Source organism: Sulfitobacter pontiacus, from assembly GCF_040790665.1.
Lineage (GTDB): Bacteria > Pseudomonadota > Alphaproteobacteria > Rhodobacterales > Rhodobacteraceae > Sulfitobacter > Sulfitobacter pontiacus.
Genome location: NZ_CP160849.1, coordinates 1471241 through 1488515, shown reverse-complemented (window position 1 = coordinate 1488515; position 17275 = coordinate 1471241). Strand labels below are relative to the sequence as shown.

Here is a 17275-nt window from a genome sequence, read left to right as displayed (position 1 = left end):
CCATTCGCAAGAAAGGCCTCTGCTATGAAACATCTGATGATCCTGCCCGCCGCCCTGATGGCTGGCCCTGCCCTTGCCCACCCCGGTGTGCATATCGCCCCCCACGGGGCCGAATGGATGCCTGTCTTCATGGGGCTTGCCGTCATCGCAACCGCCGCGGCCATCGCCCTGCGCGGGCGGGTCAAGGCCCCCCGCAAGGCGCGCAAATGATCCCCGGAGAGGTGCTGTGCGCCGCGGGGGACATCACCCTGAACGCCGATCGCACAGCCATCACCCTGATGGTTGCCAATACCGGTGACCGGCCCGTGCAGGTCGGCAGCCACTACCACTTTGCCGAAACCAACCCCGCGCTCGACTTTGACCGCGCCGCCGCGCGTGGTCACCGGCTGGACATCGCCGCCGGCACCGCCGTGCGCTTTGAACCCGGTCAACGCCGCGAGGTGCAACTGATCCCGCTCGCAGGCGACCGCAAGGTGTACGGGTTCAACGCTGAAGTGATGGGCGCGCTCTAAGGCGCTTCGAGGAAAGAGAGACCTATGACCACCACACTCCCCCGCTCTGAATATGCAGCGATGTATGGCCCCACCACGGGTGACCGGCTGCGACTGGCTGACACCGATCTGATCATCGAGGTGGAACGCGATCTGACCACGTATGGCGAAGAGGTGAAGTTCGGCGGCGGTAAGGTGATCCGCGACGGGATGGGCCAGTCGCAGGTCACGCGGGCAAACGGTGCGGTGGATACCGTGATCACCAACGCGCTGATCGTGGATCATTCGGGCATCTACAAGGCGGATGTCGCGCTGAAGGACGGGCGCATCGCGGCGATTGGCAAGGCGGGCAACCCCGACACCCAACCCAATGTCGATATCATCATCGGACCGGGGACAGAGGTGATCGCAGGCGAGGGACGCATCCTCACCGCGGGCGGTTTCGACAGCCACATCCACTTTATCGCCCCCCAGCAGATGGAGGACGCGCTGCATTCCGGCGTGACCACCTGCTTTGGCGGCGGCACCGGCCCTGCGCATGGCACGCTTGCCACCACCTGCACCCCCGGCCCTTGGCATATAGGGCGCATGTTGCAGGCGATGGATGGTGTGGTGATGAACATCGGTCTCTCGGGCAAGGGCAACGCCAGCCAACCCGGCGCGCTGGTTGAAATGGTAAACGGCGGGGCCTGTGCGCTGAAGCTGCACGAGGATTGGGGCACCACCCCTGCCGCCATCGACTGCTGCCTGTCGGTCGCCGACGACATGGACGTGCAGGTGATGATCCACACCGACACGCTGAACGAATCCGGCTTTGTCGAACATACGCTTGGCGCAATGAAAGGTCGGACCATCCACGCCTTCCACACCGAGGGCGCAGGCGGCGGCCACGCCCCCGACATCATCAAGATTTGCGGCGAGGAGCACGTGCTGCCGTCCTCGACCAACCCGACGCGCCCCTTCACGGTGAACACGCTCGAAGAGCATCTGGACATGCTCATGGTCTGTCACCACCTTGATAAATCCATCCCCGAAGACGTTGCCTTTGCCGAAAGCCGGATCAGACGCGAAACGATTGCCGCCGAGGATATCCTGCATGACATCGGTGCTTTCTCTATCATCGCCTCTGACAGTCAGGCCATGGGGCGCGTGGGCGAGGTGCTGATCCGCACATGGCAAACCGCTGACAAGATGCGCAAGCAGCGCGGGCGTTTGCCGGAAGAAACCGGCGACAACGACAACTTCCGCGTCAAACGCTATATCGCGAAATACACGATCAACCCCGCCATCGCCCATGGCGTCAGCCGCGAGGTCGGGTCGATCGAAGTGGGCAAAAAAGCCGATCTGGTGCTGTGGAACCCTGCCTTCTTTGGCGTGAAGCCCGAAATGGTATTGATGTCCGGCATGATCGTCGTGGCGCAGATGGGCGATCCGAATGCGTCGATCCCCACGCCGCAGCCGGTCTATACCCGCCCGATGTTCGGGGCCTATGGCAGCGCGCTTCAACATTGCGCGGTGACCTTTATTTCGGAAGCCGCGCAGTCGAGCGGGCTGCGCGACAGCCTTGGCCTGCGCAAACAGACCATCGCCGTGCAAAACACCCGCAATATCGGCAAATCCGATCTGATCCACAACGCGGCCACCCCCAAGGTAGAGGTGAACCCCGAAACCTACGAAGTCCGCGCGGACGGCGAGCTGCTGACCTGCGCGCCCGCTGAAACCGTGCCCATGGCGCAACGCTATTTCATGTTCTGAGGCCCTAGATGACCGACCTTCCCCCCGCCCATACGATCAAGCGCCACGGCCAGTGGGACCATGCGGACGACAGCTGCGTGCTGACCTATGACGACCGCTTCCTGCGCCGCAAACGCCTGCTGACCAGCCATAACCGCGGGTTCCTCGTGGACCTCGCCCATACGGAATCGCTGAACCACGGCGATGCGTTCGAGCTTGAAGGCGGGCAGATCATCGAGGTCATCGCAGCCAAGGAAGCCTTGCTGGAAATCACCGGCGACGATCTGGTGCGGCTGGCATGGCATATCGGCAACCGGCACTGCCCCTGCCAGCTTGAACCCGCCCGCCTGCTGATCCAGAACGACCACGTGATCCGCGACATGCTCACAAAGCTCGGCGCGACGTTGCGGGATGTGTCCGAACCGTTCATTCCCGAAGGCGGTGCCTATGGCCACGGGCGCACCCACAGCCACGCACATTAGGCCCGCCGGACGATGCAAACCCAAGCCCTGATCACGCTCGCGCAATGGCTGTCGCCCAGCTTTCCCATCGGCGCGTTCAGCTATAGCCACGGGCTGGAAATGGCCGTGCAGGACGGCACCATTCACGATGCGGCCAGCCTTCAGGCGTGGCTTTCGGATATCATCACCCACGGTGCAGGCCGGACCGATGCGATCCTGCTGAACGCTGGCTTTGCGGGTAAGGGGATGGACGCGGTGGATGCGCTGGCGCGCGCGCTGGCCCCCTCGTCAGAGCGGCTGACCGAGATGACCCAACAGGGCGCGGCCTTTGTGCGGGTGGTCAATGACGTCTGGGGGCATGACCTCCCCGACCTGACGCTGCCCGTCGCCTTTGGCGCGGCCTGCGCAGCGCAGGGGCTGCCCGTGGAACAAGGCGCGCAGCTGTTCCTGCACGCCTTCGTCAGCGCACTGGTGTCTGCCGCGATCCGCGCGGTGCCCTTGGGGCAAACGGACGGGCAGCGGGTGATCACCGCCCTTGCCCCGCTGTGCCACGACACGGTGACGCTGGCCCTGACCCAAACCATCGACGACATCGGCAGCGTCTGCTTTCTGGCCGATATCGCGTCGATGCGACATGAAACGCTTTACTCAAGGATGTTCCAGACATGACCTCCCCCCATGGACCGCTTCGTATTGGCATTGGTGGCCCCGTTGGCGCGGGCAAGACGACAACGACCGCCGCCCTGTGCCGTGCCATGCGCGACCGCTGGTCGATCGGCGTGATCACCAATGATATCTACACCCAAGAGGACGCCGAAGCGCTCATGCGGCTTCAGGTCTTGCCGCAGGACCGGATCATCGGGGTCGAAACCGGCGGCTGCCCCCATACCGCCATCCGCGAGGATGCCTCGATCAACCTTGCCGCCGTCGCCCGGATGCGCGACCGCCACCCCGATCTGGACTGCGTGCTGATCGAATCCGGTGGCGATAACCTGTCGGCGACCTTCAGCCCCGAACTGGCGGATGTGACGCTTTATGTGATCGACGTGGCTGCGGGCGAAGAGATCCCGCGCAAGGGCGGGCCGGCGATCACCAAGTCGGATATCCTGATCATCAACAAAACCGACCTCGCCCCGCATGTGGGTGCGTCGCTAGAGGTGATGGACCGTGACGCCAAACGGATGCGCGGCGATCTGCCCTATCTCTTTGCTGAGATGAAACACGATAAGGGTGTGGCAGAGCTGCTGGACCTGATTGTCAAAATCGGCGGCCTCCGCCCGGTTCCCGAAAATTAACAATTTGCAATAATAGCGGCGGAATTTTGCCCACGAAAATCCTGACGCTTTGTTTTTGGCCGAGAATCGCGGAATGTCTGCCGGACTTTACTGGGACAGTAAGGTGAGTGAAACGGGCAGCAGGACAGATAAATGAGCGTGAAACGCCAGTGGTCATCGAAAGTCGGAATTCCTTTTTTGTGTGTGGCCCTGCTGATGACAGCAGCCTGCGCCCGCGGCCCGTCTGAAATTCAGACCATTGGTCAGGCGGGTATCAACCCTGACCTGCACGCCATGGCAATCCGCGAGGTGCGCGTTTTGCAATCCAAAGGTCAGCGCGTCTGGTGCGTGCCCTTCGCACGCAATGCCAGCGGCGTTCAAATCCGCGGCAATGCCAATACGTGGTGGGCGCAAGCCAACGGCCTGTACGAGCGCGGCAAAGAACCCGTCGTCGGGTCGGTCATGGCGTTCAAAGGCACCAGCCGGAACCCTATGGGCCATGTTGCCGTCGTCTCCGAAGTCGTTTCCCCGCGCGAGATCAAGGTCGATCACGCCAATTGGAAGCGCAACAAGATCTCGCTTGGAATGAGCGTGCAAGACGTATCTCCGCTGAACGACTGGTCCGATGTGCGCCTTGAAAGCCAGGCCGGGTCTTACGGCAGCGTCTATCCGATCAACGGCTTCATCTATCCCGATGCGAAATCCGCGCCGTCGAACGAGATGACACAGCCCCCCGTGTTCGCATTTTCAGCGGCACCGACACAAAGCAACTGACCAATGGGGCCGCGGTGCCCCTCAAGGTTGCAAATCTGCTGACACTGGCGTTGGGTAGGCACATCTAAACATCAGGATGCCCCCAATGACCCAGCAGCAGAATGCCTCTTGGCAAATCACCAAACCCGCGACCCGCAGCCGCAAGGGGATCGTCGCCTCGCAAAGCCGTGTCGCGGCGCAGGTCGGGGCGGATGTCATGGCGCAGGGCGGCAATGCGGTGGATGCGGCGATTGCCACCTCCTTTGCGCTTGGCGCGGCTGAACCCTGGATGAGCGGTATGGGCGGCGGCGGCTTTATGGTCATGCGCATGGCGGGCGAAAAGACGGCCAAGGTCATCGAATTCGGGATGAAATCCCCCAAGGGGCTGGATATCGCGGACTATCCCATCGTGGGCGGCAAGGCGGGCGATCTGTTCCCCTGGCCTTCGGTGCTGGAAGACCGCAATGTCTTTGGGGCCAAGGCGATTGCCATTCCCGGTCAGGTCGCGGGCATGGGTCTGGCGCATGAAAGCTTTGCCACGAAACCGTGGGCCGATCTGCTGGCCCCTGCGATCAAGCTTGCCGATGATGGTCTGCCTGTGGACTGGTACACGCAGCTGATCCTTGGTGGTTCGGCCAAAGACCTCGCCCCCTTCCCCGCCTCGGCCGAGACGTTTCTGGACGCAGACGGCTTTCCCAAATCCTCTGGCTGGACCGCCTTGGGCGAGACAAAATGCGACCTTGGCCGTCTTGCCGCGTCGCTGCGCACCGTGGCCAAGGACGGACCGCGCGCGTTTTACGAGGGGCCTTTGGCGCAATCCATCGTCGCCGATCTGCAAGCCGCGGGCGGGCACCATACGGCCGAGGATCTGGCCCAGTATCAGGCGACATTGGTCGACGCGATGCACTATGCCTACCGCGGGCACGAGGTCATCGCCACACCGACCCTGACCGCTGGCCCGACCATGCGCCGCGCCCTTGATCTGATGACCGCGTGGCAGCCTGGCACAGACGCCCCCGACGCCGAAGCGTTCATCGCTTATGACCGTGCCATCCGGCAGGCCAACCAGGAACGCTATGACACGATGGGCGATATCGAACATGAACCCGACCCGTCCTGCACCACACATTTCAGCGTCGTTGACGCGGCGGGCAATATGGTCGCCGTCACCCAAACGCTGCTGTCGATCTTTGGTTCGCGGATGATGCTGCCGCAATCGGGCATCCTGATGAACAATGGCATCATGTGGTTCGACCCTGAACAGGGCAAGCCGAACTCGCTTGGGCCGGATAAACGCTGCCTTGCGAATATGTGCCCCACGCTGCTGGAGCGTGCCGACGGAGCGCAATTCGCGCTTGGGGCGTCTGGCGGGCGCAAGATCATGCCCGCTGTGGTCGAACTGACCTCACTGCTGCTGGACTACGGAATGGATCTGGAAGCCGCCTTTCATGCGCCGCGCACGGATATGAGCCTTGCCGATGTGACCATCGTGGATCAGGCGCTGCCGCCGCAGGTGATCGCGACGCTGCAGGACACGCTGGACAATGTGGTGACCGCGCCGCGCACGATCTTCCCCTATCACTTCGCTTGCCCCTCTGCTGTCGGGCGCGCAGGCGACGAAAATACCGGCGTGACAGAGGTGATGTCCGCTTGGGGGGATGCCGTCAGCGCCTGAAAGAGCCACGGGCAAGCATAGCTGCCTTGCCCTGCGCATCTGACAAAGAGATGTACATTTGCGTCACAACCGACTAGGGACGGGCGCAACACGTGGCTGGCGTATCCGCTTTTGCCGCGACGCGCGTATTTGTAGCGCGACATTTTCTCAGACAGGACAATCCCTTGATCCAAACCATCGCAGACGCGCTTGCCACCCAAGGCTATGATTCGCTTACCCCCGTCCAAGAGGCGGTTACCAACCCAGATCTGGTCGAAGCCGACCTTCTGGTGTCAGCCCAAACGGGGTCCGGCAAGACAGTGGCCTTTGGTCTGGCCATCGCACCGACCCTTTTGGGCGATGATGAAAAATTCGGACACGCCGGTGCGCCCCTGGCGCTGATCATCGCACCGACCCGCGAATTGGCCATGCAGGTCAGCCGCGAGCTGACGTGGCTTTATGGCAAGGCCGGTGCGGTCGTGACCACCTGCGTTGGCGGCATGGACACACGCACCGAACGTCGTGCGCTGGACCGTGGCGCGCATATCGTCGTCGCGACACCAGGCCGCCTGTGCGACCACATCAAACGCAACAACATCAACCTGTCCGACATTCGTGCCGTGGTGCTGGATGAAGCGGACGAGATGCTTGATCTGGGTTTCCGCGAAGAGCTGGAATTCATCCTCTCCGAAGCGCCGGAAGAGCGCCGCACACTGTTGTTCTCGGCCACCGTGCCTGCCGCGATCGCCAAGCTGGCCAAATCCTACCAGCGTGATGCGCAGCGCGTCGAAACCGTGGGCGAAAAGAAACAACACGCCGACATCGAATACCGTGCGCTGAACGTGCACCCGCGCGACACTGAAAACGCGATCATCAACGTGCTGCGCTTTTACGAGGCGAAAAACGCCATCGTCTTCTGCAACACCCGCGCCGCCGTCGCACGCCTGACCACCCGCTTTACCAACCGCGGCTTTTCGGTCGTGGCGCTGTCGGGCGAGCTGACGCAATCCGAACGCACCAACGCGCTGCAAGCGCTGCGCGACGGGCGCGCGCGCGTCTGTATCGCAACAGATGTTGCCGCACGCGGGATCGACCTGCCCAACCTCGAACTGGTGGTGCATGCCGATCTGCCGTCGAACTCTGACACATTGCTGCACCGCTCGGGCCGTACCGGTCGTGCCGGTCGCAAGGGTGTGTCCGCGCTGATCGTCCCCGCCAAGATGCGGAGCAAGGCAAACCGTCTGCTGGGCGGCGCCAAGCTGAAGGTCGAATGGGCCAACCCGCCCTCTGCTGAAGAAGTGAACGCCGAAGACGAAAAGCGCTTGCTGGCCGATTCCGCATGGTCTGACCCGATCCCCGATGATGCAGCGGGCTTTGTTGCCAATCTGGTCGAACAGTTCAGCGCCGAGCAACTGGCGACGGCCTTTGTGAACCTGTACCGTGCACGCCAGTCCGCGCCCGAGCAGCTGGCAGAGCCCGGCACCCCTGCCGACGAACGCCCCCGTGGCGACTTTGGCCCGTCGGTCTGGTTCTCGATCTCGATCGGGCGCAATGATGACGCCGAACCCCGCACCATCCTGCCGATGATCTGTCGCATGGGCGATCTGACCAAGGATGACGTGGGCGCGATCCGCGTGCAGCCCAGCCATACCTTTGTCGAGATTCTCGCGACCTCGGCAGATAAGTTCACCAACGCGCTTGGCCCCGACATGAAGGTCGAAGACGGCGCGGTTGTGACCAAGCTGGACAAGGCCCCCGATCTGTCGCGCGGGCCCAAGCCCGGCGGCCGTGGCCCTAAACCGAACCGTGGCGGCCCCCGTTCTGACAACGGCCCGCGCCCCGATCGTGGCCCACGCCCCGACCGCGCACCCTATGACCCCGACGCACCACGTGCACCGCGCAAACCACGTGCGGCCAGCACCGAAGAAGCATCGGTTTCCTACGACAAGCCACGCGGCCCGCGCCCCGACAAAGGGTTCGACAAACCGCGCGGCGACAAGCCGAAGTTTGACAAGCCCAAAGCCCCCAAAGGCGAACGCCCGCCCAAGTCGCACAAGACCGAACGGTCTCCGATGAAGCCCGGTGCCACGCCTAAACCCAAATCTGCGGGCAAGCCCGACAGCTTTGACAAACCCGGCGGCAAGCCCAAAGCCAAAGCCGTCTGGAAAAAGGAAAAGCCAGCGGATCGTGGGGCGGACCGCCCCCGTGGCGACGGCAAACCAGCGGATAAACCGTTCAAGGCCCGCGCCGCTGACCCGTCGAAACGCTTTGTCCCACCGGGCAAACTGGGCGCGAAACCCAAGGGCGGCAAACCCTCGGGCAAAGCCGGTGGCGGCGATGCCGCCCCCAAACGCGGCAAGTCGAGCTTTCGCCCGAAATAAGCCGCAAGACCTACCCCCGGTCTGAAAACGGGGAAATACAGATCAATCAATCGCTTAGGGGCCGGAATTTTAATCAATTCCGGCCCTTTTTGCGTCTATCTTCCCCGTCCCGCCCCCCTATGTGGCAGGTTTTTCCTTTTCAGAGGGGGAAGTTGCTCCTAACAATCACTGCACATGGGCCGAAACAGACGCGTGGCGCGTTTGCGATGGGGCCTTGAAAACAGGGTGCTTTGCCACCCGCCCCCAATCCCAACCTCGGAAAGGTCACGCACATGGATGGTACATTTAGCGAAAACGATATCTCCCGTGTGGTCGAGGCAGATCGCGCGCACATCTGGCACCACCTCAGCCAGCACAAAGCCTATGAAACCACGGACCCACGGATCATTGTCGAAGGCAAAGGCATGCGTGTCTGGGACCAGAAGGGCAAAGAGCATCTGGACGCGGTGTCCGGTGGTGTCTGGACCGTCAACGTCGGCTATGGCCGTGAAAGCATTGCCAACGCCGTGCGCGACCAGCTGATCAAGCTGAACTATTTTGCGGGGTCTGCCGGGTCTATTCCGGGGTCGCATTTTGCGGAAAAGCTGATCGACAAGATGCCGGGCATGAGCCGCCTATACTATTGCAACTCCGGCTCCGAGGCGAACGAGAAAGCCTTCAAGATGATCCGCCAGATCGCCCACAAACGCTATGGCGGCAAGAAGCACAAAATCCTGTATCGCGACCGCGACTACCACGGCACGACCATCGCTTGTCTGTCTGCGGGCGGTCAGGAAGAACGCAATGCGCAATACGGCCCCTTCACCGACGGGTTCGTCCGCGTGCCCCACTGTCTGGAGTATCGCAAGTTCGAGCAAGACGGCGCGCCGGAGGATAACTACGGCGTTTGGGCCGCGGATCAGATCGAGAAGATCATCCTCGCCGAAGGGCCCGACACCGTGGGCGGGCTGTGTCTTGAACCCGTCACGGCCGGCGGTGGTGTTATCACGCCTCCGGACGGCTACTGGGAACGGGTGCAAGAGATTTGCCGCAAGTATGACGTGCTGCTGCACATTGACGAAGTCGTCTGCGGCATCGGGCGTACCGGCGAATGGTTCGGCTACCAGCATTTCGGCGTCCAGCCCGATATGGTTACGATGGCCAAGGGTGTGGCCTCGGGCTATGCGGCGATTGCCTGTCTGGTGACGACGGAAGAGGTCTTTAACCTGTTCAAGGACGACGCCAGCGACCCGCTGAACTACTTCCGCGATATCTCTACCTTCGGGGGCTGCACCGCGGGCCCCACCGCCGCGATTGAAAACATGGCGATTATCGAACGCGAAAACCTGCTGCAAAACACCCGCGACATGGGGCAATACATGCTCGAAGAGCTTGAAGAGCTGTCGGACAAATATGACGTGATCGGTCAGGTGCGCGGCAAGGGTCTGTTCCTTGGCGCAGAGCTGGTCCAAGACCGCAGCACCCGCGTTCCCGTCGTCGAAGCGCAGATTCAGGCGGTCGTCGCAGACTGCATGGCACAGGGGGTGATCATCGGGGCGACCAACCGGTCGGTGCCGGGCAAGAACAACACGCTCTGCTTCAGCCCTGCATTGATCGCGAAGAAGGACGATATTGATCAGATCATCGCGGCTGTGGATGGGGCAATGGGTCGGGTGTTCGGCAGCAAATAGGCTGCCGCTCCGGCACTTTGTTGCCGATCAAAATAATCTTACTGGAACCAAACCCGTCACATAGCGTTAAGTACTGAAGCTAGTATGGAGTATATCATGAAAAAGCTACTTTTGGTCCTGCCTATGGTTGGCGCACTCGCCGCTTGCGAAACGCAGACTCAATCTTCTGTAACCGGCGCTGCTGCTGGTGCGGCTCTGGGTGCTGTCGTGTCGGGCGACGATGACAAAACCAAAGGCGCCGTTCTGGGTGGCTTGGCTGGCGCTGCTGCAGGTGCATACCTGGGCCGCGGCAAAAACGGCCAGTGCGTCTACCAGAACTCCGCAGGTCAGCGTTACACGGCTGCTTGCCCATAAGCGTTTTCTGCTCCCGAAGGCAGATATTCACATTAGGCCTCGGCGTTTCGCCGGGGCCTTTTTTATGCGCTGACCGATTGGCTGGGTCTGCCCATAAAAAAGGGCGGCTAGATGCCGCCCCGTCTTAACCGTGATTTTACCGCGACATCAGTCGAGCAAACCCGCGTGCTTCAATCCGTGATCCACCAGCGCTTTGGTGGCATCGGTCAGCGGCACCAGCGGCAGGCGCACCTCGTCTGAACACAACCCCAGACGCGCCATCGCGTATTTCACACCCACCAGGCCCGGCTCGGTGAAGATTGCGTTGTGCAGCGGCATCAGCTTGTCCTGGATTTCCAGCGCCGCGGCATAGTCCCCCGCAAGGCAGAACGCCTGCATCTGGCTTAGCAGCTTGGGCGCGACATTCGCGGTGACAGAGATACAGCCCACGCCGCCTTGGGCGTTGAACCCGTGCGCTGTGGCGTCCTCGCCCGAGAGCTGGACAAAATCCGGCCCGCACAGCATCCGCTGGTCACAGACCCGCGCCAGATCGCCGGTGGCATCCTTGACACCGATGATGCGCGGCAGCTTGGCCAGCTCCGCCATGGTTTCGGGCAGCATATCAACGACCGAACGGCCGGGGATATTGTAGATGATGATCGGCAGGCCGCAGGCCTCGTGGATCGCGGTGAAATGCGCGATCAGACCGGCTTGGGTCGGCTTGTTGTAATAGGGCGTGACCACGAGAACCGCATCGGCACCGACGCTTTCGGCGTGTTTGGCCAGACGGATGCTTTCGGTCGTGTTGTTCGAACCGGCACCTGCAACGACGGGGATACGACCCGCGGCGGCTTTGACGACTTCGGCGACAACGGTTTCATGCTCGGCATGGGTCAGGGTGGGCGATTCACCGGTGGTCCCGACGGGCACCAGCCCGTTCGATCCTTCCGCGATGTGCCATTCCACCAGCTTCTTGAGCGTGGCCAAATCCAGCGCGCCGTCCGTGAACGGCGTGACGAGTGCAGGTAGTGAACCTTGTAGCATATGCACGCTCCTATTCTTGCGTTGCTGGGCAAGCGCCCAATTGCTGATAGCGGCAAGTTGAGTTGAAACCCCCGCGCCGCGCCGTATGTTGCAAGGCTGTAGCCTTTGACCAGTAGGAAATGCAAGTGATGAGACGCGCCTTGGCGACGCTGACGATGGTTTTTGCCCTCGCCCTTCCGGCCCATGCCGAAAGGCCGCGTCCGCTGGGATGGGCGATGGACGCCATGCGCGCGGGCAGCTGGGATAATGCCGCCCTGATCGCGCGCCGTGACGGGGCCGTTGCGGTAGATGTGATTGAATGGCACCGCCTGCGCGCCGGATGGGGCACCTATGCCGAGGTGACAGATTTCCTTCGCCGCCGCCCTGATTGGCCGGGCGAGGCCTATCTGCGCAGACAGTCCGAAGAGGCCGTGATCCGCGAGGGTGACAAGGCGATACTGGATTTCTTTACCGGTCAGGGCCCGCAGACGCCCGAGGGTGTGCTGGCCCATGCCGCAGCGCTGCTGCGTGCGGATCGTCTGGGCGAGGCACAGGCGCGGCTGGTGCTGGCGTGGCGTACCCTGCCTATGAGCGGAAACGATCAGGCAAAGTTCATTGACGCGCATGGGCCCTTGCTGAAACCGCACCACGCCGCCCGTCTGGACGAGATGCTATGGCAACGGGAACACGCCGAAGCCCGCCAGATGTTCGATCTGGTCAGTGATGCCGACAAGGCGCTGGCCGAAACCCGCATCGCCTTGCAAAATCTGGACGGCGACGTAAACGCCCTGATCGACGCGCTGCCCGCCAGCAAGGCCGGTGATCCGGGGCTACAGGCTGACCGCTTTGAATGGCGCATCCGCAAAGGCTACGGCGACAGCGCCAAGGATCTGATGCTGTCGCAATCGGTCAGCGCTGCGGCCCTTGGTCAGCCCGCCGCATGGGCCAACCGCCGCCGCGCGCTGGCGCGGGATGAAATGCGCAATGGCGATCCGGCGCGGGCCTATCAGATGGCGTCGAAACACTTCCTGTCCGAAGGGTCACATTTCGCGGACCTTGAATGGCTGTCGGGCTATATCGCCCTGCGGTTCCTCAAAGACCCCAAGCTGGCGCTTGGTCACTTTCAGGCCCATGACGGCGCGGTAGAATCCCCCATCAGCCAAGGGCGCGCGGGCTATTGGCAGGGCCGCGCGTATCAGGCCATGGGCGACGCCGAGGGCGCGGCCAAAGCCTATGCCCAAGGCGCGAAGTTCCAATCCTCTTTCTACGGTCTGCTTGCGGCAGAGCGGGGCAATCTGCCGTTCGATACAAGCCTTGCAGGCGCGCCCCCTGAACAGGACTGGCGCACATCGGCGCTGGCACAGGCACCGCTATTTCAGGCGGGGCTGTTGCTGCAAGCCTCGGGCGAGCTGTCGACCGCCGAACGGTTCTGGACCCATCTGGCAGAGCAGCTGATCACCGAAGACGCTGCCCTTCTTGGACAGGCCGCGATTGATGTGGGCCAGCCGCATCTGGCCGTGATGATCGGCAAACGTGTGGCACAACGGGGCATCACCATCGCCGGCCCCTATTACGCGCTGCATGATGCGATTAAGCTGGACCTGAACATGGCCCCCGAGATGGTTTTGGCCATCGCCCGCCGCGAAAGCGAATTCGATCCCGTGGTCCAGAGCCATGTGGGCGCACGCGGTCTGATGCAGCTGATGCCCGCCACGGCCAAGGATGTCGCGCGCGATCTGGAGATCAGCGCCCTGCACACCACCGACCGACTGACCGCCGACCCCGAATACAATGCTTTGCTGGGGTCCGAATACCTGTCGCAGATGGCGGGCCGGTTTAACGGGAATGTGGTCATGGTCTCGGCCGCCTATAACGCGGGCCCCTCGCGTCCGACGCGCTGGATGGACACCTACGGCGACCCGCGCGAGGGCGACATCGATATCGTCGACTGGATAGAGATGATCCCGTTCCGCGAGACGCAGAACTATGTGATGCGGGTGACCGAAAGCCTGCCCGTTTACCGCGCGCGCATGGGCAAAGACCCCCTGCCCCAACCCTTTACAGAGGAACTAACGGGCACGACCCTTTTGCCGTTCGCGCCAAAAGGTGAATAGCCCCGCCGCGACGATCAGCGCCGCCCCGATGGCGACATTGGGGCGCACGGTTTCGCCAAAGGCGCTGATGCCGATGATCGCGGCAAAGACCAGTTGCAAATAGGCAAAGGGCTGCACCGCGCTCGCCTCGGCCACTTCGTAGCAGCGGATCAACAGCCAGTGGCCCGTGACACCGGTGATGCACAGGCACCCCATGATCAGCCAGTCGCTGGCGATCATCGGCTCCCAATACCACAGCCCCGTGGCTGTCATCGCCACTGACCCGGTGACGCCGGTCCAGAAAAAGCTGGTGGCGGTCTTGTCCTTGCGCCCGACATAGCGGGTCAGCAGCCCGTAGACCGCGAACATCGCGGCCGCCACCAGCGGGATCACGGCGGCGGGGTCAAAGACGCTCATCCCCGGCTGCAGAATGATCAACACACCGATAAAGCCGACCCCGATCGCCGCCCATCTGCGCCAGCCGACACTTTCCCCCAGGACGGGGCCGGACAGGGCGGCAACCAGCAGCGGATAACAGGTAAAGACCGCGTGGCTTTCCACAAGGCCAAGGATCGTAAAGGCGACGATCATCACGCAGATCTCGGCCGCCAGCAGCAGCCCGCGGAACATCTGGAGCACCGGCTGGCTCGTCCGCGCCGCCGCCCGCAACCCGCCCGCATGGCGCTTGGCCAGCGCGATCACAAAGGCCGCAAAGAACCAGTAGCGGATCATCACCACCATCATCACGTTGTATTCTGAGGCCAGATGCCGCGACAGCCCATCCTGCACCGCAAACACAAAAGTCGTGATCACCATCAAGGTGATGCCAAGCGGGATGTTGTTCGACTGCGCCGCAGCCGCCGCGCGGTTGGTGGCCATGCTCATACGCGCACAGCCCGCGTCATGTGCCGCTTGCGTCCATAACCGGTCGTGCGCTCAACCGCGAAGCCCGCGCTTTCCAGCGCGCGACGGACCGCGCCAGCGGCGGTATAGGTCGCGGCCGTGCCAAACGGTGCCGTGTGCCGTGCTACATCGTGCAGCAGCTCCGGCTCCCACAGCTCTGGGTTTTTGGCGGGGGAAAACCCGTCAAGAAACCACGCATCCGCCAGCCCGTCCCACGCGGGCACCGCACGTCGCGCATCGCCGATCACCACGGTCAGCACCACATCGCCAAAGCGCATCTCTCCACCCTCTGGCGACCAGGCGTCCAGCAGCGCGTCGCGCTTGCCATCGAAGTCAGGAAAGGACCGATGCGCTTGGGCCATATCCTCGGACGACATCGGGAAGGCTTCGAACGAGGTGAAATGCAGCGTGCCTTTCGCGCCGTGCCGCTCCCACGCGTCCCAGGCCACGAGAAAATTCAGCCCCGTGCCGAACCCCAACTCTCCGATGCGGAACCCGTCGCGGAAGCGGTTGGTCAGGTCATTCCCGTCAATAAAGACATGCTGCGTTTCCTCTACCCCGTTATCGAGGCTGAAGTACGGGTCGTCGAACTTGGAGGACACAGGCACACCGCTGTCTTTCCATTCGATATCAGCTGTCTGGTTCTCCATGGGATGGCCTTGTGCTATGGGCGTTGCCGAACACTGCGCAAAAAGGGCAAGGATTGGCAATGGCCGAAATCACGATACGCGGCGCGGGGATATTCGGGCTATCGGTGGCATGGGCTTGCGTGCAACGCGGCGCGGTTGTGCAGGTGATCGATCCGAATGGGCCCGCCGCAGGCAGCAGCGGCGGTATCGTCGGCGCGCTGGCCCCACATGTGCCTGAAAACTGGAACGCCAAGAAAGCCTTTCAACGCGACAGCCTGCTGATGGCCGAAGGGTTCTGGCAAGCGGTTGAACAGGCAGGCGGTGGCAACGCGGGCTATGCCCGCAAGGGGCGCCTGCAACCCGTGGCCGATGACGCGGCATTGGCACTGGCACAGCAGCGGGCCGAAACCGCCAAGGCGCTGTGGCAGGGTCAGGCCACATGGTCCGTGATCCGCGCGAGTGACACCCCGTGGCAGCCCGACAGCCCCACCGGCTGGCTGATCCACGACACGCTAAGCGGTCTGATCCACCCTCGCCACGCCTGCGACGCGCTGGTGCGGGCACTGGCGGCCAAAGGCGTGACGGTGCAGGCGGAGGGCGAAGATCGAGGACAGGTGCTGTGGGCGACGGGCGTCGCGGGGCTGGCGCATATGACTGCCAATCACAGCCGTCTGGTCGGCGCAGGCGTCAAGGGTCAGGCCGCGCTGCTGGACTATGACGCGCGCGGCTTGCCACAGCTTTTCGCGGGCGGTGTGCATATCATCCCGCATAGCGACGGCACCACCGCCATCGGATCAACGACAGAGCGCGCGTATACCTCGCCCACCGAGACGGACGCGCAGCTTGATGATGTGATCGCCGCCGCACGTGCCGCGGTGCCCGTGTTGCGTGATGCGCCGGTGATCACCCGCTGGGCCGGCGTGCGCCCGCGCAGCCGCAGCCGTGCCCCGATGCTGGGGCCCTTGCCCGACGCTCCGGGGCAGTTCGTGGCCAATGGCGGGTTCAAGATCGGGTTCGGCATGGCCCCCAAAGTGGCCGAGGTCATGGCCGATCTGATGCTGGACGGGCGCGATACCATCCCCGAGGGGTTCCGCGTCGAAGACAACCTCTAGCGCCGCGGCGGCCGGTCAGCCCCCGTAAGGCACCCCTCAAACACAAAAGGGCCCCGGCAGATGCCGAGGCCCTTTCACGTTCATGTCGCCAAGGCTTAGGCAGCGTTTGGCAGGATCACGATTTCAACGCGGCGGTTTTGCGCTTTGCCCGCTGCGTTCAGGTTGCTTGCAACCGGCTGGCTTTCGCCACGACCCACGGATTGGATGCGGCTGCCGGGAACGCCGTTCGACACCAGCACATTCGCAACGGCGCGCGCACGGCCTTCGGATAGCTGCTGGTTATAGGACGCTTCGCCATCGCTGTCGGTGTGACCGACGATTTGCAGCGTGGAGTTGCTGTAGACGTTCACGTTCCGCGCCAGTGCGGCCAGATCGTTTTGCATACCGGACTGAACCTGCGTGCTGTCTGTCGCGAACAGAATGTCTTGCGGCAGGGTCACGATCAGACGGTCACCTGTGTTGGTGATGATCACGTCGGAATCCAGCTGACGGCGCAGATCGGCCTCTTGCTTGTCCAGCGAATAGCCATAGCCAGCACCCAATGCACCGCCAGCGACCGCACCCGCCAAGGCACCTTGTGCACGGTTGCCGTCACCTTTGGACAGCGCACCGATCACGGCACCGGTGCCTGCACCGATCAGCGCACCGTTACGAGTGTTGGCGTTCGGGTCGTTGGGGTTGCCACCAATCGGACCGGGTTCACAAGCAGCCAGCGCCAGAACGCTTGTCAGAGCTACAGCAATGGAGGTTTTCGAAAGTGTCAT

At 62.8% G+C, this 17275-nt stretch carries 17 protein-coding genes; 13 read left to right on the top strand and 4 right to left on the bottom strand.

What is annotated here, in order from left to right; genetic code table 11:
- Positions 1-24 precede the first annotated feature (24 nt).
- The 11 genes from AB1495_RS07260 (at position 25) to AB1495_RS07210 (ending at position 10772) form a co-directional block, all read left to right on the top strand.
- Positions 25-210 (top strand): hypothetical protein, encoded by a 186-nt coding sequence (locus tag AB1495_RS07260; protein WP_005851166.1) that lies wholly within the window; start codon positions 25-27, stop codon positions 208-210.
- A complete protein-coding gene (locus AB1495_RS07255) occupies positions 207-512 on the top strand; it encodes an urease subunit beta (RefSeq protein ID WP_009825907.1) in 306 nt (101 codons plus the stop codon). Before AB1495_RS07260 ends, AB1495_RS07255 begins: the two co-directional genes overlap by 4 nt.
- A 24-nt stretch (positions 513-536) precedes the next feature.
- Complete coding sequence (ureC, locus tag AB1495_RS07250) at positions 537-2246, top strand: urease subunit alpha (protein ID WP_074636116.1); 1710 nt, start codon at positions 537-539, stop codon at positions 2244-2246.
- 8 nt (positions 2247-2254) lie between these two features.
- Positions 2255-2707 (top strand): urease accessory protein UreE, encoded by a 453-nt coding sequence (locus AB1495_RS07245; RefSeq protein WP_005851160.1) that lies wholly within the window; start codon positions 2255-2257, stop codon positions 2705-2707.
- A gap of 12 nt (positions 2708-2719) precedes the next feature.
- Positions 2720-3355 (top strand): urease accessory protein UreF, encoded by a 636-nt coding sequence (locus AB1495_RS07240; protein ID WP_074636119.1) that lies wholly within the window; start codon positions 2720-2722, stop codon positions 3353-3355.
- Positions 3352-3981 carry an urease accessory protein UreG gene (ureG, locus tag AB1495_RS07235; RefSeq protein WP_005851157.1) on the top strand — a complete coding sequence of 210 codons (630 nt, stop codon included), beginning with the start codon at positions 3352-3354 and terminating at the stop codon, positions 3979-3981. The genes AB1495_RS07240 and ureG overlap by 4 nt, the downstream gene beginning before the upstream one ends.
- A 195-nt stretch (positions 3982-4176) precedes the next feature.
- Positions 4177-4734: a CHAP domain-containing protein gene (locus AB1495_RS07230; RefSeq protein ID WP_235183743.1), complete on the top strand. Its 558-nt coding sequence runs from the start codon at positions 4177-4179 to the stop codon at positions 4732-4734.
- An 85-nt stretch (positions 4735-4819) separates the two neighbouring features.
- Positions 4820-6388 carry a gamma-glutamyltransferase gene (locus AB1495_RS07225; protein ID WP_074636121.1) on the top strand — a complete coding sequence of 523 codons (1569 nt, stop codon included), beginning with the start codon at positions 4820-4822 and terminating at the stop codon, positions 6386-6388.
- 164 nt (positions 6389-6552) lie between these two features.
- Positions 6553-8748: a DEAD/DEAH box helicase gene (locus AB1495_RS07220; protein ID WP_074636123.1), complete on the top strand. Its 2196-nt coding sequence runs from the start codon at positions 6553-6555 to the stop codon at positions 8746-8748.
- Between the two features lie 272 nt (positions 8749-9020).
- A complete protein-coding gene (locus AB1495_RS07215) occupies positions 9021-10418 on the top strand; it encodes an aspartate aminotransferase family protein (protein WP_009825899.1) in 1398 nt (465 codons plus the stop codon).
- 96 nt (positions 10419-10514) lie between these two features.
- Positions 10515-10772, top strand: a complete 258-nt coding sequence (locus AB1495_RS07210; protein ID WP_037944890.1) for a glycine zipper 2TM domain-containing protein — start codon at positions 10515-10517, stop codon at positions 10770-10772.
- 147 nt (positions 10773-10919) lie between these two features.
- Here the strand turns inward: AB1495_RS07210 and dapA are convergent, their stop codons facing one another.
- Positions 10920-11795 (bottom strand): 4-hydroxy-tetrahydrodipicolinate synthase, encoded by an 876-nt coding sequence (dapA, locus tag AB1495_RS07205; RefSeq protein ID WP_005851145.1) that lies wholly within the window; start codon positions 11793-11795, stop codon positions 10920-10922.
- Positions 11796-11914: 119 nt separating this feature from the next.
- Here dapA and AB1495_RS07200 point away from each other — a divergent pair, with 119 nt between their 5' ends.
- Positions 11915-13888, top strand: a complete 1974-nt coding sequence (locus tag AB1495_RS07200) for a transglycosylase SLT domain-containing protein (RefSeq protein WP_074636125.1) — start codon at positions 11915-11917, stop codon at positions 13886-13888.
- Here the strand turns inward: AB1495_RS07200 and AB1495_RS07195 are convergent.
- Together AB1495_RS07195 and mnmD are read right to left on the bottom strand one after the other, a co-directional pair.
- Positions 13844-14752 (bottom strand): DMT family transporter, encoded by a 909-nt coding sequence (locus AB1495_RS07195; RefSeq protein ID WP_074636127.1) that lies wholly within the window; start codon positions 14750-14752, stop codon positions 13844-13846. The genes AB1495_RS07200 and AB1495_RS07195 overlap by 45 nt on opposite strands.
- Positions 14749-15420 (bottom strand): tRNA (5-methylaminomethyl-2-thiouridine)(34)-methyltransferase MnmD, encoded by a 672-nt coding sequence (gene mnmD, locus AB1495_RS07190; RefSeq protein ID WP_074636128.1) that lies wholly within the window; start codon positions 15418-15420, stop codon positions 14749-14751. The genes AB1495_RS07195 and mnmD overlap by 4 nt, the downstream gene beginning before the upstream one ends.
- A gap of 59 nt (positions 15421-15479) precedes the next feature.
- Here mnmD and AB1495_RS07185 point away from each other — a divergent pair, with 59 nt between their 5' ends.
- Positions 15480-16511, top strand: a complete 1032-nt coding sequence (locus AB1495_RS07185; protein ID WP_074636130.1) for an FAD-binding oxidoreductase — start codon at positions 15480-15482, stop codon at positions 16509-16511.
- 95 nt (positions 16512-16606) lie between these two features.
- On the opposite strand, the gene AB1495_RS07180 is transcribed toward AB1495_RS07185, so the two are convergent.
- A complete protein-coding gene (locus tag AB1495_RS07180; protein ID WP_037964750.1) occupies positions 16607-17275 on the bottom strand; it encodes an OmpA family protein in 669 nt (222 codons plus the stop codon).

Coding starts and splice junctions, on each gene's coding strand:
- AB1495_RS07260 (WP_005851166.1), top strand. CDS start 25: ATGAAACATCTGATGATCCTGCCCGCCGCCCTGATGGCTGGCCCTGCC.
- AB1495_RS07255 (WP_009825907.1), top strand. CDS start 207: ATGATCCCCGGAGAGGTGCTGTGCGCCGCGGGGGACATCACCCTGAAC.
- ureC (WP_074636116.1), top strand. CDS start 537: ATGACCACCACACTCCCCCGCTCTGAATATGCAGCGATGTATGGCCCC.
- AB1495_RS07245 (WP_005851160.1), top strand. CDS start 2,255: ATGACCGACCTTCCCCCCGCCCATACGATCAAGCGCCACGGCCAGTGG.
- AB1495_RS07240 (WP_074636119.1), top strand. CDS start 2,720: ATGCAAACCCAAGCCCTGATCACGCTCGCGCAATGGCTGTCGCCCAGC.
- ureG (WP_005851157.1), top strand. CDS start 3,352: ATGACCTCCCCCCATGGACCGCTTCGTATTGGCATTGGTGGCCCCGTT.
- AB1495_RS07230 (WP_235183743.1), top strand. CDS start 4,177: ATGACAGCAGCCTGCGCCCGCGGCCCGTCTGAAATTCAGACCATTGGT.
- AB1495_RS07225 (WP_074636121.1), top strand. CDS start 4,820: ATGACCCAGCAGCAGAATGCCTCTTGGCAAATCACCAAACCCGCGACC.
- AB1495_RS07215 (WP_009825899.1), top strand. CDS start 9,021: ATGGATGGTACATTTAGCGAAAACGATATCTCCCGTGTGGTCGAGGCA.
- AB1495_RS07210 (WP_037944890.1), top strand. CDS start 10,515: ATGAAAAAGCTACTTTTGGTCCTGCCTATGGTTGGCGCACTCGCCGCT.
- dapA (WP_005851145.1), bottom strand. CDS start 11,795: ATGCTACAAGGTTCACTACCTGCACTCGTCACGCCGTTCACGGACGGC.
- AB1495_RS07200 (WP_074636125.1), top strand. CDS start 11,915: ATGCAAGTGATGAGACGCGCCTTGGCGACGCTGACGATGGTTTTTGCC.
- AB1495_RS07195 (WP_074636127.1), bottom strand. CDS start 14,752: ATGAGCATGGCCACCAACCGCGCGGCGGCTGCGGCGCAGTCGAACAAC.
- mnmD (WP_074636128.1), bottom strand. CDS start 15,420: ATGGAGAACCAGACAGCTGATATCGAATGGAAAGACAGCGGTGTGCCT.
- AB1495_RS07185 (WP_074636130.1), top strand. CDS start 15,480: ATGGCCGAAATCACGATACGCGGCGCGGGGATATTCGGGCTATCGGTG.
- AB1495_RS07180 (WP_037964750.1), bottom strand. CDS start 17,275: ATGACACTTTCGAAAACCTCCATTGCTGTAGCTCTGACAAGCGTTCTG.